Origin of the sequence: Sphingobium rhizovicinum (assembly GCF_042647625.1) — a bacterium.
GTDB lineage: Bacteria > Pseudomonadota > Alphaproteobacteria > Sphingomonadales > Sphingomonadaceae > Sphingobium > Sphingobium rhizovicinum.
In genome coordinates this window covers 2,211,724-2,233,132 of the sequence record NZ_JBHRVU010000004.1, presented here as the reverse complement: position 1 = coordinate 2,233,132, position 21,409 = coordinate 2,211,724, and the positions used below count along the sequence as shown (strand labels likewise).

14 protein-coding genes and 2 pseudogenes are annotated in these 21,409 nt (G+C 62.9%); 9 read left to right on the top strand and 7 right to left on the bottom strand.

Annotation, left to right across the window (positions count from 1 at the left end):
* Positions 1-4: 4 nt before the first annotated feature.
* Together ACFOKF_RS11935 and ACFOKF_RS11930 are read right to left on the bottom strand one after the other, a co-directional pair.
* A complete protein-coding gene (locus tag ACFOKF_RS11935; protein WP_380795871.1) occupies positions 5-271 on the bottom strand; it encodes a hypothetical protein in 267 nt (88 codons plus the stop codon).
* Positions 272-1,450: 1,179 nt separating this feature from the next.
* On the bottom strand, positions 1,451-2,038 hold the full coding sequence (locus ACFOKF_RS11930) for a recombinase family protein (RefSeq protein ID WP_380795870.1): 588 nt from the start codon (positions 2,036-2,038) through the stop codon (positions 1,451-1,453).
* Positions 2,039-2,523: 485 nt separating this feature from the next.
* Here ACFOKF_RS11930 and ACFOKF_RS11925 point away from each other — a divergent pair.
* A pseudogene (locus ACFOKF_RS11925) lies at positions 2,524-3,698 on the top strand (IS3 family transposase); the annotation flags it as partial.
* 255 nt (positions 3,699-3,953) lie between these two features.
* Here ACFOKF_RS11925 and ACFOKF_RS11920 read toward each other — a convergent pair.
* From ACFOKF_RS11920 to ACFOKF_RS11900, 5 genes and pseudogenes are all read right to left on the bottom strand, one after another.
* Positions 3,954-4,979 (bottom strand): IS110 family transposase, encoded by a 1,026-nt coding sequence (locus ACFOKF_RS11920; protein WP_380795869.1) that lies wholly within the window; start codon positions 4,977-4,979, stop codon positions 3,954-3,956.
* Between the two features lie 347 nt (positions 4,980-5,326).
* Positions 5,327-5,804: pseudogene (locus tag ACFOKF_RS11915) on the bottom strand (IS3 family transposase); the annotation flags it as partial.
* A gap of 84 nt (positions 5,805-5,888) precedes the next feature.
* Positions 5,889-8,375: a branched-chain amino acid ABC transporter ATP-binding protein/permease gene (locus ACFOKF_RS11910; RefSeq protein WP_380795867.1), complete on the bottom strand. Its 2,487-nt coding sequence runs from the start codon at positions 8,373-8,375 to the stop codon at positions 5,889-5,891.
* Positions 8,372-9,241 carry a branched-chain amino acid ABC transporter permease gene (locus ACFOKF_RS11905; protein ID WP_380795866.1) on the bottom strand — a complete coding sequence of 290 codons (870 nt, stop codon included), beginning with the start codon at positions 9,239-9,241 and terminating at the stop codon, positions 8,372-8,374. The genes ACFOKF_RS11910 and ACFOKF_RS11905 overlap by 4 nt, the downstream gene beginning before the upstream one ends.
* 9 nt (positions 9,242-9,250) lie before the next feature.
* On the bottom strand, positions 9,251-10,435 hold the full coding sequence (locus tag ACFOKF_RS11900; RefSeq protein ID WP_380795864.1) for an ABC transporter substrate-binding protein: 1,185 nt from the start codon (positions 10,433-10,435) through the stop codon (positions 9,251-9,253).
* Positions 10,436-10,679: 244 nt separating this feature from the next.
* Here ACFOKF_RS11900 and ACFOKF_RS11895 point away from each other — a divergent pair, with 244 nt between their 5' ends.
* The 8 genes from ACFOKF_RS11895 to ACFOKF_RS11860 all read left to right on the top strand — a co-directional run bounded on the left by ACFOKF_RS11895 (position 10,680) and on the right by ACFOKF_RS11860 (position 21,385).
* Complete coding sequence (locus ACFOKF_RS11895) at positions 10,680-11,438, top strand: GntR family transcriptional regulator (protein ID WP_380795862.1); 759 nt, start codon at positions 10,680-10,682, stop codon at positions 11,436-11,438.
* Entirely contained in the window at positions 11,435-12,088 is a 654-nt protein-coding gene (locus ACFOKF_RS11890; RefSeq protein ID WP_380795861.1) for a flavin reductase family protein, read from the top strand. Before ACFOKF_RS11895 ends, ACFOKF_RS11890 begins: the two co-directional genes overlap by 4 nt.
* A 275-nt stretch (positions 12,089-12,363) precedes the next feature.
* Entirely contained in the window at positions 12,364-15,645 is a 3,282-nt protein-coding gene (locus tag ACFOKF_RS11885) for a TonB-dependent receptor (RefSeq protein WP_380795859.1), read from the top strand.
* Between the two features lie 18 nt (positions 15,646-15,663).
* Complete coding sequence (locus tag ACFOKF_RS11880) at positions 15,664-17,061, top strand: amidohydrolase (protein ID WP_380795858.1); 1,398 nt, start codon at positions 15,664-15,666, stop codon at positions 17,059-17,061.
* 7 nt (positions 17,062-17,068) lie between these two features.
* Positions 17,069-17,230, top strand: a complete 162-nt coding sequence (locus ACFOKF_RS11875; protein WP_380795857.1) for a hypothetical protein — start codon at positions 17,069-17,071, stop codon at positions 17,228-17,230.
* Complete coding sequence (locus ACFOKF_RS11870) at positions 17,227-18,573, top strand: AtzE family amidohydrolase (RefSeq protein WP_380795856.1); 1,347 nt, start codon at positions 17,227-17,229, stop codon at positions 18,571-18,573. The genes ACFOKF_RS11875 and ACFOKF_RS11870 overlap by 4 nt, the downstream gene beginning before the upstream one ends.
* Positions 18,564-20,141 (top strand): gamma-glutamyltransferase family protein, encoded by a 1,578-nt coding sequence (locus ACFOKF_RS11865; RefSeq protein WP_380795855.1) that lies wholly within the window; start codon positions 18,564-18,566, stop codon positions 20,139-20,141. Before ACFOKF_RS11870 ends, ACFOKF_RS11865 begins: the two co-directional genes overlap by 10 nt.
* On the top strand, positions 20,135-21,385 hold the full coding sequence (locus tag ACFOKF_RS11860) for an allantoate amidohydrolase (RefSeq protein WP_380795827.1): 1,251 nt from the start codon (positions 20,135-20,137) through the stop codon (positions 21,383-21,385). Before ACFOKF_RS11865 ends, ACFOKF_RS11860 begins: the two co-directional genes overlap by 7 nt.
* Positions 21,386-21,409: the final 24 nt, after the last annotated feature.

Here is a 21,409-nt window from a genome sequence, read left to right as displayed (position 1 = left end):
TCGATTAGCGATTACGGGGAGCGAATGGGCCGGTGCCTCTTTTCTCAGCCCGGTAAGTATGGATGGTGCCGCTATCGGCATCGGCCTGTGCCATCAGTTTGGCAGGGGTAGGACGGCCAGCGGGCTTGCGTTCAGCAAATTCAGGAAGCGGGATGCCAAGGACTTCCAGTGTGAAGCGGAAGCCGATCATCACACGGCGATCAGTCGATGCAAGGTAAGCGGCAATGCGGTCATTATCGACACGGCTAATATCAACGGTCATCTGAGACATGGATTGTCCTTTCTATCGGGAATTATTTGTCCCAATGATTGAGAGAGATAGGGTTTGCCCGTAGACATTATTCTGGAACGGGGATGGCTATTGGCTGCATCCCTCGGATTGATCCCGCGCACGGTGGATCATGTCATGCCCATGACCCTACAGGCATGATGGATTGGTTCCTGTTCACTGACGCCGTAAAGCGAACAGGGTGCAACGGGATCAATCGGAAGGATGTGTCTATTTATTCAGCGGAGGCTATGCCGACTGCTGGTATGTCCAGCATGGTCAAGGCTTGTTGCCATACAGTCATAACCATTGTCGCTGTCGCTCCATGGTTCATGATCTGATTTCCTACAGGTATGCTATACTGTTATCATACCCGTTCATGATCTTGTTCGATCATTATATCTATACCTGTCTATCCCGTTACCTTCATAGGCTTTCTAACCTATTCCAATCCCGGTCTATCAAGGTCTGGCAGGATCATCATTCCCGCTGCATCATCAGGTCTGGTCAGCGGAGGCTCTGCCGACTGCTGGTATTACTGTATCCATCATACTGGATCATTTCCGTTCCATTCCCTTCCTACCCCAGAGATAGATTTTGGAATGGTCCGCATCCGCGTCACGCATCTGATGCCCTCCCGGTGGAACGGGATAGGCTGGCTGGGCTGATGGATCGTATTGCGTTAAGGTACTGTATCGTTCAGGCAATACACCTGTTGATGCTATCGGATTTTTTCCATTGCTTTAAGGGACTGTATTGGTCAAGTGATACGCTGGCTTAGGCTTTCCCGATGCTGCTTTGCTCTAGGGGGATGTATTGCTCTGGCCATCACGGGCTTAACGCTAAGAACAGGGACAATCGCGGGACTAAGCCTTGCGAGTAGCATGGTCCGTGTCTTGTGTGTGCTGGCAACAATGTTCCTGTTGCGTTACGGTCCAGAATTGAAAGTCCCTAACTCAGCCAAAGAATAGGGGCTGTCCAATGCCAGTCTTAGTCATAAGGCTCGATTTATGCCGACGCTTATTCAGGCGTTTCTAGGGCTGTTACAGCGCCATTTCATCTTTGGGCAGGGTGAGTGCCGGTCAATGCCATATCGGCGCTGTAGGGTCCGCCTGCGCTATCGTACAGCATCGCAAGGGAGGGCGCGCATCGCTTCCCCGTCCCCATGCCGTCGAGTGCCGGTTATGCCGGGATGCCTGCCCGCGTCTCAGCCCGTTGGATCGACGCAATGCTGGTGCCGTATTCCTTGGCCAATGCCCGGATGCTGATGCCTGCCTTGCGCTTGTCGGCAATCTCAGCCTGTTGAGCAGCGGTTAGCGTCATGGGCCTGCCCAGTGCCTTGCCCTCAGCCTTGGCACGGCTCAATCCGGCCTGCGTCCGCTCTATCAGCAAGTCCCGCTCAAACTCAGCGACGGCAGCGATAACGCCCATGGTCATCTTCCCGGCTGGGCTGGTCAGGTCCGTTCCGCCCAAGGCAAGGCAATGGACCCTGATGCCCTCAGCGGCCAGCTTCTCGACCGTTGCCCGAACGTCCATGGCATTGCGGCCTAACCGATCCAGCTTGGTCACTATGAGAATGTCCCCAGCTTCCAGCCGGTCCAGTAGCTTGGCAAAGCCCTTGCGCTCCATAGCAGGCAGGGAGCCGGATACGGTTTCCGTCACTATGCGCTTAGGCTCGACCGTGAAGCCTGCGGCCTCAATCTCCCTAACCTGATTATCTGTGGTCTGGTCTGCCGTACTGACGCGGCAATATGCAAACGTCCTAGCCATGATGCCCTCTGTATGTATCGAATAGGTGCATCAGTAATATGCCTGTATCGTATCCATGGTCAAGCTAATTAGCGATACGCTCTATCGGTATGTATCATAAACGGTCGATTGCGATACGATATGGCGGCTGGGCGTTGGCTGGGCTGCATCCCGTTCGATCCCGATAGGGCAGGCCGTCCCGCTGCGCCGGCCGGAGCAATGCCCGCCATGGGGGAAATCAGTCACGCGCTTGTCTGAGTTGCCCTCTCGCAAATCTCTAGCAAAATTTGGGTCTGAGGGGTTCGGCTAAATCTTGCTACGCTCTGGTGCAGCGTAACGAATGAATGTTGGGGGTGATGGAATGCTGCGTAAATTCCTTTGGCTATGGCTAATGCGAGCCGCTGATAACAGCGTGATGCTCACAGATAAGTTGACCATCCTGATTGATCTGCCCCCGCTGAGTGGCCCAGAGACTATGATAGTCTGGACCACGAAAGGGACGATGAATGCCGAGCAAGAAGCACAAGCCGGAAGAGATTATCGGCAAGCTGCGTGAAGCTGAGATTGTGCTGGCGCAGGGAGCCTCGACAGCAGAGGCGTGCCGCCGGATCGCAGTCAGCGAGCAGACATACTATCGCTGGCGCAAGGAATATGGTGGCCTGAAGACCGACCAAGCGCGGCGGATGAAGGATCTGGAGAAAGAGAACCAGCGGCTACGCCGGGCGATTTCGGATCTGACGTTGGACAAGCTGATCTTGCAGGAAGCTGCCAAGGGAAACTTCTAAGCCCCGCGCGGCGGCGGCGCTGCATCGATCAGTTGCGACAAGATTTGCCGATCCGGGTGTCCGAGCGACGGATATGCCGGGTGCTAGGGCAGCATCGATCGACACAGCGCAAGGTGCCGCGTGGGGCGGATGACGAACAGGCTCTCACGGAGGACATCATCGCGTTGGCGAAGCAATATGGTCGCTATGGCTACCGCCGGGTGACGGCGTTGCTGTGCCATGCGGGGTGGACGGTGAACCACAAACGGGTCGAGCGGATATGGCGACGCGAAGGACTGAAGGTCCCGCTGCGCCAGCCCAAACGGGGACGCCTGTGGCTCAACGACGGATCATGTATCCGCCTACGGCCTGAGTATCCCGGGCATGTGTGGGCCTACGACTTCGTCGAAGGGCGCACGCACGATGGCCGCAAGTTCCGGATCCTGACCATCATCGATGAGGCCAGCAGGGAGTGCCTGGCACTTATCGTTGCCCGGCAGCTCAAACACGAGGATGTGCTGGCGGCGCTGGCTGACCTGTTCATTTCTCGCGGTCCTCCGGCACATATACGGTCCGACAACGGAAGCGAATTTATCGCGACCGCCGTCCAGAAATGGCTGGGGCAGATCGGCGTGAAGACGCTTTTCATCACGCCGGGATCACCATGGGAGAATGGCTATAACGAAAGCTTCAATGGATCGCTTCGCGACGAACTGCTCAACGGCGAGATCTTCTACAGCCTCACTGAGGCCAAGGTGCTGATCGAGGCATGGCGGCGGCATTACAACACCGTTCGCCCTCACAGTAGCTTGGGCTACCGACCGCCGGCACCGGAAACAGCGACACCGCCATATCCGGCCTCCGGTTCCGCTTCGCTCCACCTCCGTCCGGATATGGCGGCGATGGGCTTAATGCATCTGTGGATGCCCCGATTAACGCAAGTGGTATTTGGAGGTAGGCACGTAGTCGGATGCTGCCATCTGTCCGGCCTCTCTGATGCAGCGATGATAGCTGCGGGCCCGTATGGGAGTTCGCGGACCGGAACCACATCACTAACGCGTGCTGATGAAGCACGGTGGATTAACCTGGTTCTTCCGACCCCGTCTCGCCGACTGTTGTGCCATACCCTCCTTCGACCGACTACGTTCCGACGACCTCTGGCCCGCCTTGGCTTACGCCGTCGCTGCGACCGGAGCTTTGTAAACTTCATCCTTCATCATCAGCGCCCAGACGATCCGTGCCGTCTTATTGGCCAGCGCGACCGTCACCAGCATACGTGGTTTGCGGGCCAGCATCTGCTCGATCCACGATCCCTTCGCCGGGCCTCGTTTGCTCGCTTGGAGCACCACCGCGCTACTGCCGTTAATCAGCAATCGACGTAGCGTGCGCTCGCCCATCTTCGAGATAGATCCCAACTTCTGTTTACCACCCGTTGAGTGCTGACGAGGGGTAAGGCCGACCCAGGCAGCGAAGTCACGCCCCTTGGCGAACGTTCCTAACGGCGGCGCAAGTGCGGTGATCGCCGTTGCGGTGATCGGTCCGATGCCAGGGATCGTCATCAGGCGGCGCGTGACCGTATCCTCCCGAGAGCGTCGCACGATCTCCTTGTCGAGCAGGGCAATTTGCCGGTCGAGCTTAGCCAGAGTATCGAGCAAAACCACGCACACAGACCGCACCCCTTCAGGCACTGCCGTTTGATCGGAGAGCAGCGCCCTGAGCTTTTCCAGATGCGCCAAGCCCTTGGGCGCGATCCAACCATATTCTGCCATGTGCCCGCGCAGGGCGTTGCTAATCTGGGTGCGTTGGCGGACCAGCAGATCTCGACCCCGGAACACCATCGCAGCTGCCTGCTGTTCCTCAGTTTTCACCGGTACGAACCGCATGTTGGGACGCTGTGCTGCCTCGCAGATCGCCTCGGCATCGGCCGCGTCGTTCTTCTGCCGCCTCACAAAGGGCTTCACATAGGCCGGAGCGATCAACCGCACTTCGTGACCGAGCTTGAGCAACTCGCGCGCCCAGTGATGGGCTCCGCCACATGCCTCCAACACAATGAGGCAAGGCGGATGAACGGCAAAGAACGGCAGCAACTTCGAACGCGTAATCTTCTTACGCAAAATCGCATGGCCTGACGCATCTACCCCATGCGCCTGAAAAACATGCTTGGCGATATCCAACCCGATTATGGTAACTTCCGACACGGACGCCTCCCTCAAGTGGTGTTCAACACCTCCACTGTGGCACATCGATGCCGTCGGGGGGCGTCCACCCCATCACTAACAAACCAATCGGTCCACTCGGCGGGGGCAGATCACTTCATCAGCACGCGTTAGTGATGTGGTTCCGGTCCGCGAACTCCCATACGGGCCCGCAGCTATCATCGCTGCATCAGAGAGGCCGGACAGATGGCAGCATCCGACTACGTGCCTACCTCCAAATACCACTTGCGTTAATCGGGGCATCCACAGATGGATTAAGCCCATCGCCGCCATATCCGGGTGGATGTGAGTAAAGCGGAGCCCAGAGGCCGGATATGGCGGAGTCGCCGTTTCTGGACGGCGGTCGCGATAAATTCGCTGCCATTATCGGACCGTATATGTGCAGGCGGACCGCGCGAGATGAACAGGTCGGCCAAGGCCGCCAGAACATCCTCGTGCTTGAACTGCCGTGCCACGATGAGACGATGATGGTCAGGATGCGGAACTTGCGGCCGTCATGCGTGCGCCCCTCGACGAAGTCGTAGGCCCACACATGCCCCGGATACTCAGGCCGTAGGCGGAGGCGTGATCCGTCGCTGAGCCATAGACGCCCGCGCTTTGGCTGGGGCTGCGGCACCTTGAGCCCTTCGCGCCGCCATATCCGCTCGACCCGTTTATGGTTCATCCTCCACCCCGCATGGCACAGCAACGCTGTCACCCGGCGGTAGCCCCAACGACCATATTGCTTCGCCAGGGCGATGATGCCCTCCGTCCGCGCCTGTTCGTCATCTGCCCCACGCGGCCCTTGCGCTGCGTCGATCGATGCTGACACGGCATGACCGCTTTTATTGTGAGGAAAACGAAGTTGCGCCGGTTGGAAGAGGGCTGGGCGTGACGGTTTTGCCGCCGCGATCATCCCGGTTGCGATCCCAGCAGATATTCCTTGTCCAGATCGCCGCTGGCGACAATCGCGCGCGCCGACCCCTTCTTGCTGATGCGTCCCTGATTGAGCAGATAGGCCCGGCTGGACAGCGAAAGGGCCAGATCCGCCATCTGGTCGACGATCAGCATGGCCATGCCTTCATCCCGAATGGCTTCAAGCTGGTCGAAAAGGTCCGACGTCGCCTGCGGAGACAGGCCCAGCGACGGCTCGTCCAGCAGCAGGATGCGAGGGTTGGCCATCAGTGCGCGGCCGACCGCCAGCATCTGTTGTTCGCCCCCGGACAGCAGGCCGGCGCGCCGGTCGCCCATCGCGGCAAGGCGCGGGAAGCGGGCGAATATCTGCGCCATGCGATCCGCCACGCCTGCCGGACATGTATAAGCCCCCAGCCGCAGATTGTCGCGCACGGACAGTTCGGGGAAGACCTGTCGCCCTTCGGGCACCAGAACGAGACCCGCGCGCACCCGTGCCATGGCGGACCAGTCGTTGATCTGCCTGCCCTCCATGCGCAGATGGCCGTCCTTCACGGTCATCAGGCCAGACAAAATGCGCATCAGCGTAGATTTGCCCGTGCCGTTCGCGCCGAGCAGCGCGACGGATTCGCCTGGGCGCACTTCGATGTCGATGCCGTGCAGCACGTCGACCGTGCCATATCCTGCATGGATGGCATAGGCGCCCAGCGCCGGTTCGCCCCCCTTTTCAGTGGGCGGAGGGCTTTGCCGGATGCTGCGTTCGCCCAGATAGGCCCTGCGGACCAGCGGGTCGGCCTGCACCTGGGCCGGGGTGCCGGTGGCGATCAACTGGCCCGTCTGGAGCACGACCACCTGATCGGCGGCGCCCATGACCAGCCCCATATCATGTTCGACCAGCGCCACGCCGATGCCGGCTGCGGCGATCCTGCGCAACAGCGTGCCCAGCATGCGCTTTTCGCCTTGCGACAGGCCGGCGGCCGGCTCGTCCAGCAACAAAATGTCGGGATCGGTCGCCAGCGCGCGGGCGATTTCGACCAGTCGCCGGTCGACATGCGCCAATGCGCCTGCGGTTATATCCGGGCTGCCGGTATAGCCGCAGGCGCGCAGCAGGGCGTGGGCCTGGGCTGCCGCGTCCGCGCGGTCGCCAATGGCACCGGCCAGCAACTGGCCCAGACGGCCCTTGCGCCGGGCCAGCACGATATTGTCCGTCACGCTCATGCTGTCGAACAGGGCGGAGCTTTGATAGGTGCGGGCAATGCCCGCGCGCGCGGTCAGGAAGGCGCGGCCCGGCGCCAGCGCTGCGTCGCCCAATGTGCGCCCGCCTTCATCCGGACGGTAAAAGCCGCTCAGCATGTTGATGACGGTGGATTTGCCCGCGCCATTGGGGCCGATCAGCGCCGTCACGGCGCCGGCCAGGATGTCGATGTTCAGCGCATCGATCGCCCGAACCCCGCCGAAATGGATGGACAAGGCCCGGCCATGCAGGGCTGCGCGCGGACGGTCGGCCAGCAACGCATCCAGCGGAGCGGCTTCGGTATCGGGCGAGGCGGGCTGTTGGCGGACGTGCAGCAGGCCGGCAATGCCCGACGGCGCCAGCCACAGCACCAGCAGGACCAGAACGCCATAGGCCAGCACGCGATAGGCTTCGAAGGAAGACAGGATTTCAGGCAGCAGGCCGATCACTACAGCGCCCAGCACGGGGCCGGATCGCGCACCCGCGCCGCCGATCACGACCACCAGCACCAGCAGGATGGAGAAGCTGAGGCTGAAGGATTGCGGCGTCACGAAGCTGTTGAGCGGCGCAGACAGACCGCCTGCCAGCGCGGTGCAGGCGGCCGAAGCCATGAAGGCGACAATGCGGACATGGGTGGGGGCGATGCCGATCGACGCAGCCGCATGATCGCAATCGCGCACCGCGCGCATCGCCGCGCCCCATGCGTTGCGCGACAGGCGGGCATAGGCGGCCATCACCAGCGCGGCGACCAGAATGGCGACGATCGCCATGGCGCGATCGCCCAGCATCATGCCGCCGATGGACAGGGGAGCGATTTGCAGGATGCCGCTCTGTCCGCCGGTCAGGCTTTCCGCCTCGATCAGCGTCTGTTCGACGATCAGGCCGAAGGCGATCGTCACCATGGCCAGATAGGGGCCTTTCACCCGCAAAGCCGGCAGGGCGAGCAGACCGCCGATTACCGTCGCCAGTCCGACGCCCAGCGGCCATGCAAGCCAGAAGGAAAGCCACCCGCGCGATGTGCAGATGGCGACGGTGTAGGCGCCGATGGCGTAGAAGGCGGCATGGCCGAAGCTGAACTGCCCCGACAGGCCGATGAGGATGTTGAGGCCGATGCCCGCAATGACGAGCAGGGCGATCTGGCCGATGACGAAGGCATAATAGCCGTTAAGCAGCAACGCCCCGCCAATGGCGCAAATCAGGCAGAGGCACCATAAAGCGGGCGCGAGGCGACGGGCGTGGGGAAGGGCGATCATACCTTGCGAACCTGTGCGCGGCCGAGCAGCCCGTCCGGGCGCAGGGCGAGGGTGACGATGACCAGCAGGAAGGTCACGATCTGGGTATAGCCTGACCCCAGGCCAAGCGTGACGAGCGCTTCCACCAGGCCAAAGAGCAAAGCGGCGCTGACGATGCCCCAGGCGCTGCCAAGTCCGCCCAGTATCGCAACGGCAAAGGCCTTGAGGCCCAGCACCACGCCCATGCCGGTTTCGACATGGGCCAGCGGCGCCACCAGCATGCCGGCGATGCCCGCCAGCGCCGATGACAGGGCGAAGGCTGCGGCGATGATCCGTGGGACAGGGATACCGACAATCAGCGCCGCATCCCGATTTTGCGCCACCGCCAGCATGGCGATGCCGTGCAGCGTGCGGTGGCGGAATGCATCTATTCCCCCGGCCAGCAGCAACATGATGAGGGGGATGAGCAGATGGAGCGGATAGACGCCAAGATCGATCTGCCCGATATGCACCGAGGAAATGGCGAGGGCGGATGGCAGCGATCGGGGTTCCGCGCCAAAGATCAGCATCATCCCATTGTCGCACACCAGCCCCAGCGCCACGGTGGCCATCAGCCAGACGTCCGATCGCCGCGCCAGAAAGGGGCGGATGGCGATCCGCTCCACCAGCAGGCCATAAAGGGCGCACAGCGCGATCGCGGCGATCGCCGCAGCTGGCACGGGCCATCCTGCTTGCGCCAGCATCCACAATATGACTGCGCCCAGCATCGCGCTCGACCCTTGCGCGAAATTGACTGCGCCGCAGACGGACGATGTGATGTGGAAGCCCAGCGCGATCAGCCCATAGATGGAGCCGAGCGCAAGGCCGGTGAGGAGGGCGGGAACCATGTCCATGGCTCAGGCCGCGCCCGCCGGCAAAGGCACGATCCGGCCCCCGTCAAACTCCGCCCAGATATAATCCGCTTCGCCCAGTGCATCCTGCCCATGGGCGAAGGGTGCGCGATAGCTTTTGATCAGCCCGTCATAGCGGTCGATCCGCGCAAAGCCGCGCCGTACGGCGTCGCCATCGGTCGATCCTGCGGTGCGGATGGCGATCGCGGCCAGATGCATCGCGTCATAGGCGTTGGCCACGCCGACCGCCGGGGTGACGTCCTGCGGTCCCTTGATGTCGGGATATTTGGCCTTCAGCGCCGCCAGCACATAGGCCTTGACCGGATTGTCCGGTCCCAGAAAACTATATGTCTGCACGAATTTCACCCTGTTCGCATGCGGTCCGGCCAACTCGCCGAAGCGACCGCCTGCCGGTCCCCAATGGGACACGATCGGCACATCCCATCCCATCTGGTCGAGCGATTTGACCACCTGCGCCGACGGGCCGACCGTCGCCACCATCAGCAGGCAATCGGCGCCGTCCGCGCGCAACCGGCCCAGTTGCGGCGTCACATCGACATCGGCATGTTCGAACCGTTCCGATCCGGCGGCCGGCAGATGCGCGGCGGCCAGGGCCGCCTTCAGCCCCTTTTCATTGGACTGGCCCCAGGGATTGTTCAGCATGATCAAGCCCGGCCGGCGCGTATGATATTTTGCCTGGGCAAAGGCGACCATCGCCTTGTCCACCTGTTCATCGACGGCGGACACGCGAAAGACGAAATTGGGATCGGTGCCATTATGGGTGATGACCGTGCCCGCCGCCCATGGCACGACGAAGGGTGTTCTGGCGGCCGTCGCGATCTGCACGATGGCGCGGGCGACCGGCGTGTCGAGGCCGCCGAACAGGATGGATACGCCTTCCTTGTACAGCAGCTCGCGCGCGGCGATCACCCCCTTGCCGGGATTGCTCTCATCATCGCGCCGGATCAGTTCCAGCCTGCGGCCCAGCAGGCCGCCAGACGCATTGATTTCGTCGATGGCGACAGACAGCCCGCGTGAGATCGCCTCGCCCGATTTGGCCGATTGCGCCGACAAAGCGGTGATCAGTCCGATGCGGATCATGCCATCCTGTCTGGTGCAGCCGGTCAGGCCGGCAAGGATGCTGCCGGTAATGCCTGTCAGGATGGCGCGACGCGAAGAGAGAATCGCCATGGTCCACTTTCGTCCTACGGTGATGGCAATGGGCTATCATCAAAACAAAACAATTCAATATAAAAATCGTTGACGATTTATATCAAACATCGTCCATGATTTTTCTTGCAAATGGCCTTCAACATGGTGCAAGGGGGTCAGGCATAACCACCATGGTCTTGAGAGTGGGGTGCGGAGGGGTAAGGGTGGTTGCCAGCCACCGGTCTTTGAAAGGCAATGATGGACCATGAATCAGAGCGTCGACATGTCTAACGAAAGCACCGCCGCTGTTCCTCAGCGCCGCAACCGAAAGGCGGAGGCCGCCCCGGATCTGGGTGCTGGCGTCGCTGCGGCCGGCGTCGATATCGAACAGCATATCTATCAGACGGTCTTCGACAGCGTCCTCAACCAGCGGCTGACGCCCGGCACCAAGCTGCCCGAACCGGCATTATGCGAATTGTTCAACGTGTCGCGCGCCGTGATCCGCAAGGTGTTGCAGCGGCTGGAACATGACCGCATTGTGGAACTGCGCCCGAACAAGGGGGCGGTGATCGCTGCCCCGACGCCAGAGGAAACCCGCCAGATTTTCGAGGCGCGCCGCGCGCTGGAAGTCTCGATCGTGGAATTGGCGACGCGCCGTCATAAGCCGGAAGATCTGGAGGAATTGCGCCATCTTCTTGATCATGAACATGGCGTCACGCACAATCCCTATCAGCCGGCCTGGGCCGCCTGCGCGCGCGAATTTCACCTGAAAATCGCGACGGTCGCGGGCAATCCGATCCTCATCGACTATCTGACCGAACTCATGACGCGCTGTTCGCTGATCGTCGCGCTCTATCAGCCGATCGGCAATGCCGCGTGCGAACATGCCGAACATCGCCGTATCGTCGACTATATGGCCAAGGGCGATGTCGCATCGGCGCGCGCCGAAATGGGCAAGCATCTGCGCAGCCTGGAGGATAATATCTGTCTCGATCGCAAGGCGTCGGTTCAGACCCTCGCCCAGATGCTGAACATCGGATGACGCAGCCGGCCGCCGCCTTACCGCAGACGCATGTCGATTTCGACGCGATCGGCGCCTATCAGCGCTACAAGCTGATGGCGAGCCTGATCGTGCCGCGTCCGATCGCGCTGGTGACGACGGTCAATGACGACGGCGTCGTCAACGCTGCGCCGTTCAGCATGTTCGCCATGCTGGGGGAAGATCCGCCGCTGGTGATGATCAGCATCAACCGGCTGGAGGATGGCGCGCTCAAGGATACGGCCGCCAACATCCTGCAATCGGGCGAGTTTGTCGTACATATGGCGGACGAGGCGATCGCCGCGCAAATGCATGACTGCGGTCAGTCGCTGCCCCCTGATCAAAGCGAACTCGATCTGGTGGGGTTCGATGCGGTCCCCTCCGTCAGCGTGCGGCCGCCGCGCATCGTTCAGGCGCCGATCGCCTTCGAATGCCAGCTCTGGGAAAAGATCGAAACCGAAAGCCGCTATATTTTTCTGGGCAAAATCCTGCATCTCCATGCCCGCGAAGGCTTGATCGACACCCGGCTCTGGCGCGTCAACCTTCAGGATTATTTCCCCGTCGGCCGCTTCGGCGCCAGCTTCTACACCCGCACGCGCGATCGTTTCGCGTTACAGGGGGAGGCGCGGGAAACCGCCATAGACCGCATCTGACGCCGCATTAAATCGTCAACGATATTTTCAAAAGGCTTTGCCCGAACAGGGCAGGGCCTTTTCGCTTATGCATCCTGATCAGGATCATGCGACGAAAATCCGCAGAAAATTATCGTTTTCGAAAATATCTTAGATCGTTGACGATTTAATCTTGGATCATAGACGGAATTCCCCTTATGACATGATTCGCAACGGGCGATCGGGTCGCTTGCACCGGCAGGGCAAAGGCCCGCCGCATGACCGATCGATAATTCGAAACGTGGGGGTTTACGGATATGCGGATCACGAAATTTGCCGTCGGTCTTTCTCTGGGCGCGGTCAGCGTCGCACTGGCCAGCGTGCCCTCGGCGCTCCATGCGCAGATCATCACCGGCGCCATCAACGGCCGCCTGACCGATGCTGACGGCGCGCCGGTCGCCAATGTGCCGGTGACGATCGTCCATATCCCGTCGGGCACCACAACGACGGCCACGACCAGCAGCGAAGGCGTCTATGCCGCCCGCAACCTGCGCCCCGGCGGTCCCTATCGCGTCACCGCCAATTCCCCCGCGCTGGGCAGCCGATCGGTGGATATTCCCGCTATCAACACCGGCGATCCGTTTCAGGTGAATTTCGCGCTGGGCGAAGCCGAAGCGATCGTCGTCACCGCCTCCTCGGTCGGTGGCGGCGAACTCAAGACCGGTCCCAGCTCCAATTTCTCCGCGCAAAAGATCGAGGCCGCGCCGTCCATCAGCCGCGATCTCAAGGATCTGGCGCGCATGAACCCGTTCGTCGCGGTCGACCCGACCAATAATGACGCGCTGGTGTGCGGCGGGGCGAACAACCGCACCAATTCGCTCACCATCGACGGCGTGCGCCAGAATGATGATTTCGGCTTGCAGGCAAATGGCTATCCGACCCAGCGCTCCCCCATCTCGATCGACGTCGTGGAGACGCTGGGCGTCGAACTGGCCCCCTATGACGTCAACTATGGCGCCTTTGGCGGCTGCACCATGAACGCCACCACCAAGTCGGGCGGCAACCAGTTCCATGGACAGGCTTTCTACGAATATACCGGCGATCGCCTTCAGGGGAATGATTTCGCCTATACCGATTTTCAGGACGGATCGCGCCAGAGCCGCCGCCTGACCGGCAAATTCTCCGAAAAGACCTTCGGCGCCACCCTGACTGGCCCGATCATCCGCGATCGCCTGTTCTTCACGCTGAACTATGAAAAGTTCAGCCGCACCGAACCCTCGCTGGTCGGTCCCACCGGCTCCAGCTTCGCCAATCAGGTGCCCGGCGTCAGCGTCGAACAGGCCAATGCCGTCCGTCAGATATTGCAGGACGTCTATGGCTATGACCCGCTGGGTTATGAAGCGACCCGGCTGCCCTCGCGCGATGAGAAAATCTTCGCCAAGCTCGACTGGAACATCGCGCCCGGCCACCGCGCGACCGTCTCCTATCAGCGCACCAAAGGCTCCTCCATCTCGGCGAACGGCAATACGCTCACTGGCTCCAGCACCTCATTGGGCCTGCTGTCGCAATGGGTGGAACGCCAGAATAATCTGGACGTTTACAAGGCGCAGGTCTTTTCCGACTGGACCGATAATTTCAGCACCGAAATCAGCGCCTCTTACAAAAAGATGGACAATCCCGGCTATCCGCTGGCCGGCAATGATTTCGCGCAGTTCCGTGTCTATCTGAACGGCACCACCACCGGGCCGAGCATCTTTGCCGGCACCAACGCCTCCTATCAGGCGAATGAACTGACCACCTATCTCCAGCAATATCGGGCCAAGGCGACATATACCGCCGGATCGCACCGCATCACCGCAGGCTATGAGCGCGAGACGCTCAAGCTCTGGGATTTGTTCGTACAGAACGCCAACGGCTCCTACGTCTTCAATTCGCTCGATGATCTGCGCAACCGCAACGCCTCCTCGGTCAGCTATGCCAACGCCGCCAGCAACGACAAGGCGGAAGGCGGCTTCACTGCCCACACCACCACCAACACGCTCTATTTGCAGGATGAATGGGCGCTGCTGCCGGAACTGACGCTCAAGGCCGGCCTGCGCTACGACTTCTTCGATCAGTCCGATCATCCGGCCGAAAATCCGGTGGTCATGGCGCGCTATGGTCTGTCCAACACCGAAAATCTGGATGGTAAGCATCTGCTCCAGCCGCGCTTCGGCTTCAACTGGAAGCCCGATCCGACCCTGACCGTCTATGGCGGCGTCGGCCTGTTCGGCGGCGGATCGCCCACCGTCTGGACGGCGAACACCTTCTACAATACCGGCATGATGCTGGGCAATGTCACCTGCACCCGCAATGCCTCGGCCAGCGCCGCCTGCCTTGCCGGCCTCAGCAATGTCGATGGCCTCAACGTCAATCCCGCGCTTCAGGAACAGAACACCCAGAGCGCCGGGCGCGGGCAGGGCCTCATCAACGTCCTCGACAAGGATTTCAAACCGCAGTCGACCTGGAAAATGTCGGTCGGCGCGCAGAAGGAGTTCGATCTTGGCGCGCTGGGCAACAACTGGCGGGTCGCGGGCGAATTCATCCACAGCGAAGTGCAGAATGCGGTCGCATGGTATGAACTCTATGCCGGCGCCAATCAGGGACCGGCCGCGCCCGATGGTCGCCCCACCTATCTGCGCACGCGCGACAACCGCAACGACATATTGGTGACGAACACCAAGCAGGGCTATGCCAACCAGATCGGTCTGGCCGTCGCCAAACGCTGGGTGGAAGGGCCGCTGACCGGGCTGGAGACGTCGCTGTCCCACACCTATATCCGTTCGAAGGACATCAATCCGGGCATCACCACGGTCGCCGCCTCCAACTATAGCGGCGTCGCGACCTCCGATCCCAATGATCCGTCGCTGGCAACATCCAACTATGAATTCCGCAATCTCACCAAATTGTCGCTCAGCTACGAACATGCCTTCTTCGGCAATTACCGCACGCGCCTGACCGTCTTTGGCCAGCGCCGTTCGGGCCAGCCGTTCAGCTACACCTTCGATGTTGGGGCCAACGCCAATCAGGCGGCGGACATGCTGGTGGGCGAAAATGGATCGCTCGCGACCCGCAACCGGCAATTGCTGTACGTGCCAAAGGCCGACGGTGGCGCGGTAACGGCGACCAGCGATTCCATCGTCCGCTATGGCGCTGGCTTTGATCTCGCCGCGTTCAACGCCTTCCTTAAGAAGACCGGCCTGATGAAATATGCCGGCGAAATCGCGCCGCGCAACGCCTTCACCGCGCCGCCGGTGACGACTATCGACCTGCGCATCAGCCAGGAAATTCCCGGCTTCTTCCCCGACGGGGCAAAGGCGGAAATCTATCTGGACATCGAAAATTTCGGCAATTTGCTGAACCGCAAATGGGGCGTGATCCAGCAGATTCCGTCGCCCTATGTCTCGGCCAATGTCGTTGCCCGCAATTGCCAGTTCGCCGGGGTTTGCCCCACGGTCGGCGATTATTATCAATATGACAGCTTCGTGGGTCGCGCCGCGACCAGCTTCAACACGCAATCGGTCTGGCAGATGAAGATCGGCGCACGGTTCAAATTCTGACGGACAGGAAGGGAAGGGATGAACATGATCGACAGCAACAGCCCTGCGGGTCGCAAGCCGATGGACGGGCCGGTCCTGTCCCGACGCGGGGTGCTTGCTGCGGCGCTGGCGGCCGGCGCCGCCAGCGCCGCAGCCCCTGCCTTCGCTGCAAAGGGCAAGGCTCCGGCCGTGAAAGGCGACAGCTTCCTGCTGCGCAACGTCCTGCTGGAAAGCGGCTATGCCCGCGACGCGGAAGGCATTGCCGCCACGCTGACCACCAAAGCGTCGATCCTGATCCGCGATGGCAAGGTGGCGGCCGTGCTGCCCGCCAATGCGCCTGCGCCCGCTGGCGTCGTGGCGCGCGATGGCGACGGCATGTTGCTGCTGCCGTCCTTTCGCGACATGCACATCCATCTGGATAAAAATTATTATGGCGGCCCCTGGGTCGCGCCGCGCAAGCGCAAGAATGGCATTCGCGGCCTGATCGAGCTGGAGAAGATCCTCAATCCCCAATTGCTGCCGACGCTGGACGATCGTGCGGGCAAGATCATCGACCTGATGCAGCGCAACGGCACCACCTTCGCGCGGGTCCAGTGCAATGTCGATCCTTCCATCGGCACGCACTATGTGGAGATCATGCGGGCGCTGCTGGATCGGCGCGCCGACGGCTTTGGCAGCGAACTGGTCGCCTTCCCGCAACAGGGCTTCATCAGCGCCGATCTGATCCCCACGATGCGTGCGGCGCTGGCGGCGGGGGCCACCCATGTCGGCGGCATCGATCCGACCGCGATCGATGGCGGCATGGAGCGTTCCATCGACGCGCTGATGCAAATCGCGCTGGATATGAACAAGGGCGTCGACATTCACCTGCACGAACCGGGCGAAACCGGCATCGCCGCGATCCACCGCATTGCCGATCAGGTGGAACAGACGCCTGCGCTCAAGGGGCGGGTGACGATCAGCCACGCCTTCTCGCTCATGTCGCTCAATGAAAAGGACATGGCCGCGCTCGCCACGCGCCTGGCCTCGCTCGACATGGCGGTCATATCGACCCTGCCGTTCGGCGGCAGGATCATGCCGGTCCCCGCGCTGCTCGATCATGGCGTGCGCGTCTATACCGGCACCGACACGGTGCAGGGCTTCTGGGGCGTGTTCGGCAGTTGCGACATATTGGAAAAGGCCAAGCTCGCCTGCCAGCTTTATGGCTGGAGCGACGAGCAGGGCATTGCCCAGTCGCTCAGGATCGCGACCGGCGGCGTCACCCCGCTGAACGTGGCGGGCGATCAGATATGGCCCAAAGTTGGCGATGCAGCCGACATGGTGCTGGTCCCGGCCAGCTGTTCGGCCGAAGCTGTCGCCCGGCAAAGCCCGCGCAAGGCGGTGTTCCACGCCGGCAATCTGGTCGCCGGCGCGCTGGACGGCGTGACGGCCGCCTGACCCAGCGATGACGGAAGACGCTGTCCCTGTCGATGCCGAACTGACCGCTTTGTTGCGTCGGCTCGGCATCGCCGCCGATCCTGCCGCATTCCCCGCACTGGCGGGCAATATCGCTTTGCTGTTGCATCATTGGGCGATCGTGCGCGGCGATGATGAGGCGCAACCATGATTGGGGATGCCGGGGAAATCGCGCAGGCGGTGCGCGCAGGCCGCGTCAGCGCGGTGGCGATGGCGCAGGCGGCGATCGATCGCATCCGCGCCGTCGACGGTCGGATCAACGCCGTCACCCGCCTGCTCGAAAAGCGCGCATTGGCCGAAGCCGCACTGGTGGATCAGAAGGTGGCGGCCGGCATCGATCCCGGCCCGCTGGCGGGCGTGCCCTATGGCGTCAAGGATTTGTTCGATATCGCTGGCCTGCCGACCACGGCGGGGGCGGGGATGCGCCGCGATGCGCCGCCCGCATCCGTCGATGCGCAAGCGATCGTGCGCCTGAACGCGGCTGGCGCGGTGCTGGTGGCGACGCTCAATATGGACGAGTTCGCCTACGGTTTCGCCACGGTCAACGCGACCTGGGGCACGACCCGCAATCCCCATGATCTTCAGCGTCTGGCCGGCGGATCGTCGGGCGGTTCGGCGGCGGCGGTCGCGGCGGGCATGCTGCCCTTCACGCTGGGGTCGGACACCAACGGATCGATCCGCATCCCCGCCAGCCTGTGCGGCGTCTGGGGTTTGAAGCCCACCCATGGCGCCCTGCCGATGGAGGGCGTCTTTCCCTTCGTCGACAGCTTCGACGATATTGGCCCCTTCACCCGCAGCGCGCGCGATCTGGCGCTCATCACCGGCATATTGGCGGCAAAGCCGCTACAAATGGGCGCATCGCAGGATCTGCGCGTCGCCCGTCTGGGCGGATGGTTCGCGAATAATCTGGAACCGGCGATGGAAAGCGCCTTCGCGGATTTCTGCGACAGGCTGGGCGCGCTCCCGACCATCGAATTGCCGCAGGTGGAACGCGCCCGGTCCGCCGCCTTCCTGATGACCGCAGCGGAAGGCGGGCGGAGGCACCTGCCAATGCTACGCCATAACCCCGCCGGTTTCGACCCCGCCACCCGCGACCGCCTGATTGCTGGCGCAGCCCTGCCAGCCGCCGCCTATCTCGACGCGCAGGATTTTCATATATATTATAAAACCCAGTTGGATCGCATCTTCGAAACTGTCCACATCCTTGTCTCACCCGTCACGGTCGGCGTCGCCCCCCTTATCGACAATCCCGTCATTCGGATCGACGGGCGGCCTGTTCCAGCCCGCGCCAATCTGGGCCTATTCACCCAACCCCTTAATTTTGCCGGCCTCCCGGTCATATCCGCACCGCTGCCGCTGGCCGATGGCTTGCCGCTCGGCGTGCAGTTGATCGGCCCTCCGGGCAGCGACGCGCAACTCTTCGCCTTCGCCGCCGACCTAGAACAACGTGGCCTGTTGCGCGCCCATATTTGTGAGAACCCGGCATGCCCCTGACGACCGTATCGGGCCACAATGGCCTTGTGACTGCCCCGCATGTTTTGGCGAGCGATGCGGGTTTGTCGGTGTTGCGGGACGGTGGGAGTGCGGTTGATGCGTGCGTGGCGGTGGCTGCGACGTTGGCGGTTGTGTATCCGCATATGACCGGGATCGGGGGTGATGGTTTCTGGGTGATGCGCGAGCCGGATGGGCGGGTGCATGCGATCCATGGCTGCGGCGGCGCGGCGGGGGCGGCGGATCTGGCGCTCTATGCGGGGCTGGAAGCGGTGCCGACGCGCGGACCGCTGGCGGCGAACACGGTGGCAGGCACCATATCGGGCTGGGCGGCGGCGCTGGAGGGCGGAAGGTTGCCGCTCTCACGCCTGCTGCGCGATGCTTGTCGCCATGCCCGGGCCGGCGTGGCGGTGACGGCGGGCGGCGCGGGCATCGCTGCGGCCAAGGGCGACGAGTTGCGGGGGCAGCCGGGCGCTTATGCGGCGATCTTCGAACCGGAAGGCCAGCCTTTGGTTGAGGGCGATGTTCTGCGCCAGCCCCAACTGGCCGACACGCTGGAACGGCTGGCGACCGAGGGTCTGGAGAGCTTCTACACCGGCGCGCTGGCCGCCGACATCGCCGCCGATCTCGCCTTGCTGGGCAGCCCGGTGTCCGCCGCCGATCTGGCCGCGCATGTCGCCACACGCCCCGATCCGCTGCATGCCGCGATCGGGGGCGCGACCCTCTATAACAGCGCGCCGCCCACACAGGGCTTCGCCTCGCTGCTGATCCTGGCTTTGTTCGACCGGCTTCAGGCGCAGCAGGCCGATGGCTTCGACCATGTCCATGGGCTGGTGGAGGCGACCAAGCAGGCGTTCCTGATCCGCGACGTCCATGTCGGCGATCCGGCGTTCCATGATTATGACTGGCAGGGCCTGCTGGACGATCCCGCCGCCCTGGATGCGCTGGCGGGCAAGATCGATCCCGCCCGCGCGCTGCCCTGGCCGCAGCCTTCCCAATATGGCGATACCTGCTGGTTCGCGGCGGCCGATGGCGAAGGCCGGCTCGTATCCTGCATCCAGTCCACCTATCATGAGTTCGGATCGGGGCTGGTGCTGCCGAAGACCGGCATCATCTGGCAAAATCGCGGCAGCAGCTTCCGCCTGGCGGAAAGCGGCTGGAATGCGCTGAGGCCCGGGCGCAAGCCTTTCCACACGCTCAACCCCGCGCTGGCCGTCTTCGACGATGGCCGGGTCATGGCCTATGGCACGATGGGCGGCGAGGGCCAGCCCCAGACGCAGGCTGCGCTCTTCACCCGCTATGCCCGCTATGGCGTGGATGTGCAGGAGGCGATCAGCCGGCCCCGCTGGCTGCTGGGCCGCACCTGGGGCGAACAGTCGACCACGCTCAAGCTGGAGGACGGGTTTGACGAGAGCCTCTATGCCGACCTCATTGCCGCGGGCCATGATGTCGAGCGGGTCGGCCCGCTGACCGCGATGATGGGCCATGCCGGCGCGATCATACGCCATCCCGACGGACGGCTGGACGGCGCGACCGATCCGCGCAGCGATGGCGGGGTTGCGGCATGGTAGGGGCCAAAGACCAGGCCGGCGGACACCGCGCGGTCGCGCGCTGCGACGCGCTGGGCGTATCGCCCTATAGCGACATGGAGGGCGGCCTGTACCGCGCCTATCTGACGCCGGCCTATGCCGCGGCGCAGACGGCGCTGGCCGGCTGGATGGAGGAAGCGGGCATGACCGTGCGGCGCGACGCCGCCGCCAACCTCATCGGCCGCTATGCAGGCAGCGACGCCGGCGCCCCGGCGCTGCTGATCGGCAGCCATCTCGACAGCGTGCGCGATGCCGGCCGCTATGACGGGCCGCTGGGGATCATGCTGGGGGTGGAGGCGGTCGCCGCGCTGCACCGGGCCGGCCGACGCATGCCCTTCGGAATCGAGGTCATCGCCTTTGGCGACGAGGAAGGATCGCGCTTTCCCGCCGCCATGCTGACCAGCCGGGCGGTGGCCGGCACGCTCTCCCCGGACGCGCTCGACCTGCGCGATGGCGATGGCGTGGCGTTGCAGGACGCAGGCATCGACATTGATAGCTATCTCTCCGCCATGCGCGCGCCCGGCACGACGCTCGCCTATCTGGAGGCGCATATCGAACAGGGACCGGTGCTGGAGGCGCAGGGTCTGGCCATCGGAACCGTGACCGGCATCGCGGCGCAGTTGCGCTTTGCGGCGACCGTCACCGGACAGGCCAACCATGCCGGCACCACCACCATGGGCCTGCGCCGCGACGCAATGACCGGCGCGGCGCAGATGATGCTGGCGATCGAGCGCATCGCTTGCGACGACGCCTCCGATCTGGTCGCCACGGTGGGCCGGGTCGAGGCGCTGCCGGGCGCGGCCAATGTCATTCCGGGCGAAGTGCGCTTCACCATCGACGTGCGATCGGGGGAGGAAGCGCGGCGCAACCGCGCGGCGCAGGCGATCCGCGTCGCGCTGGAAGAGATTGCCGCCGCGCGCGGCCTTCGCCTGTCGGTGACGCAGGTGCACGACCTGCCGGCCAGCCCCTGCGACCCGGCGCTCATGGACCTGATGGACGCGGCGATCGCCGACGCCGGCCAGCCGCCCTTCAGCCTCGTGTCGGGCGCGGGCCATGATGCGATGGTGATGGCGGCGCTGTGCCCCACCGCGATGCTGTTCATCCGCTGCCGGGACGGGATCAGCCATAATCCGGCCGAGCATGTCGATCCCGCCGATGTGGACATCGCACTGCGGGCGATGACGGGCTTTATCGAGAAACTGGGAGAGACTTTTGCCGACGCCTGACGCCCCATGCGATCCGACCCTCTT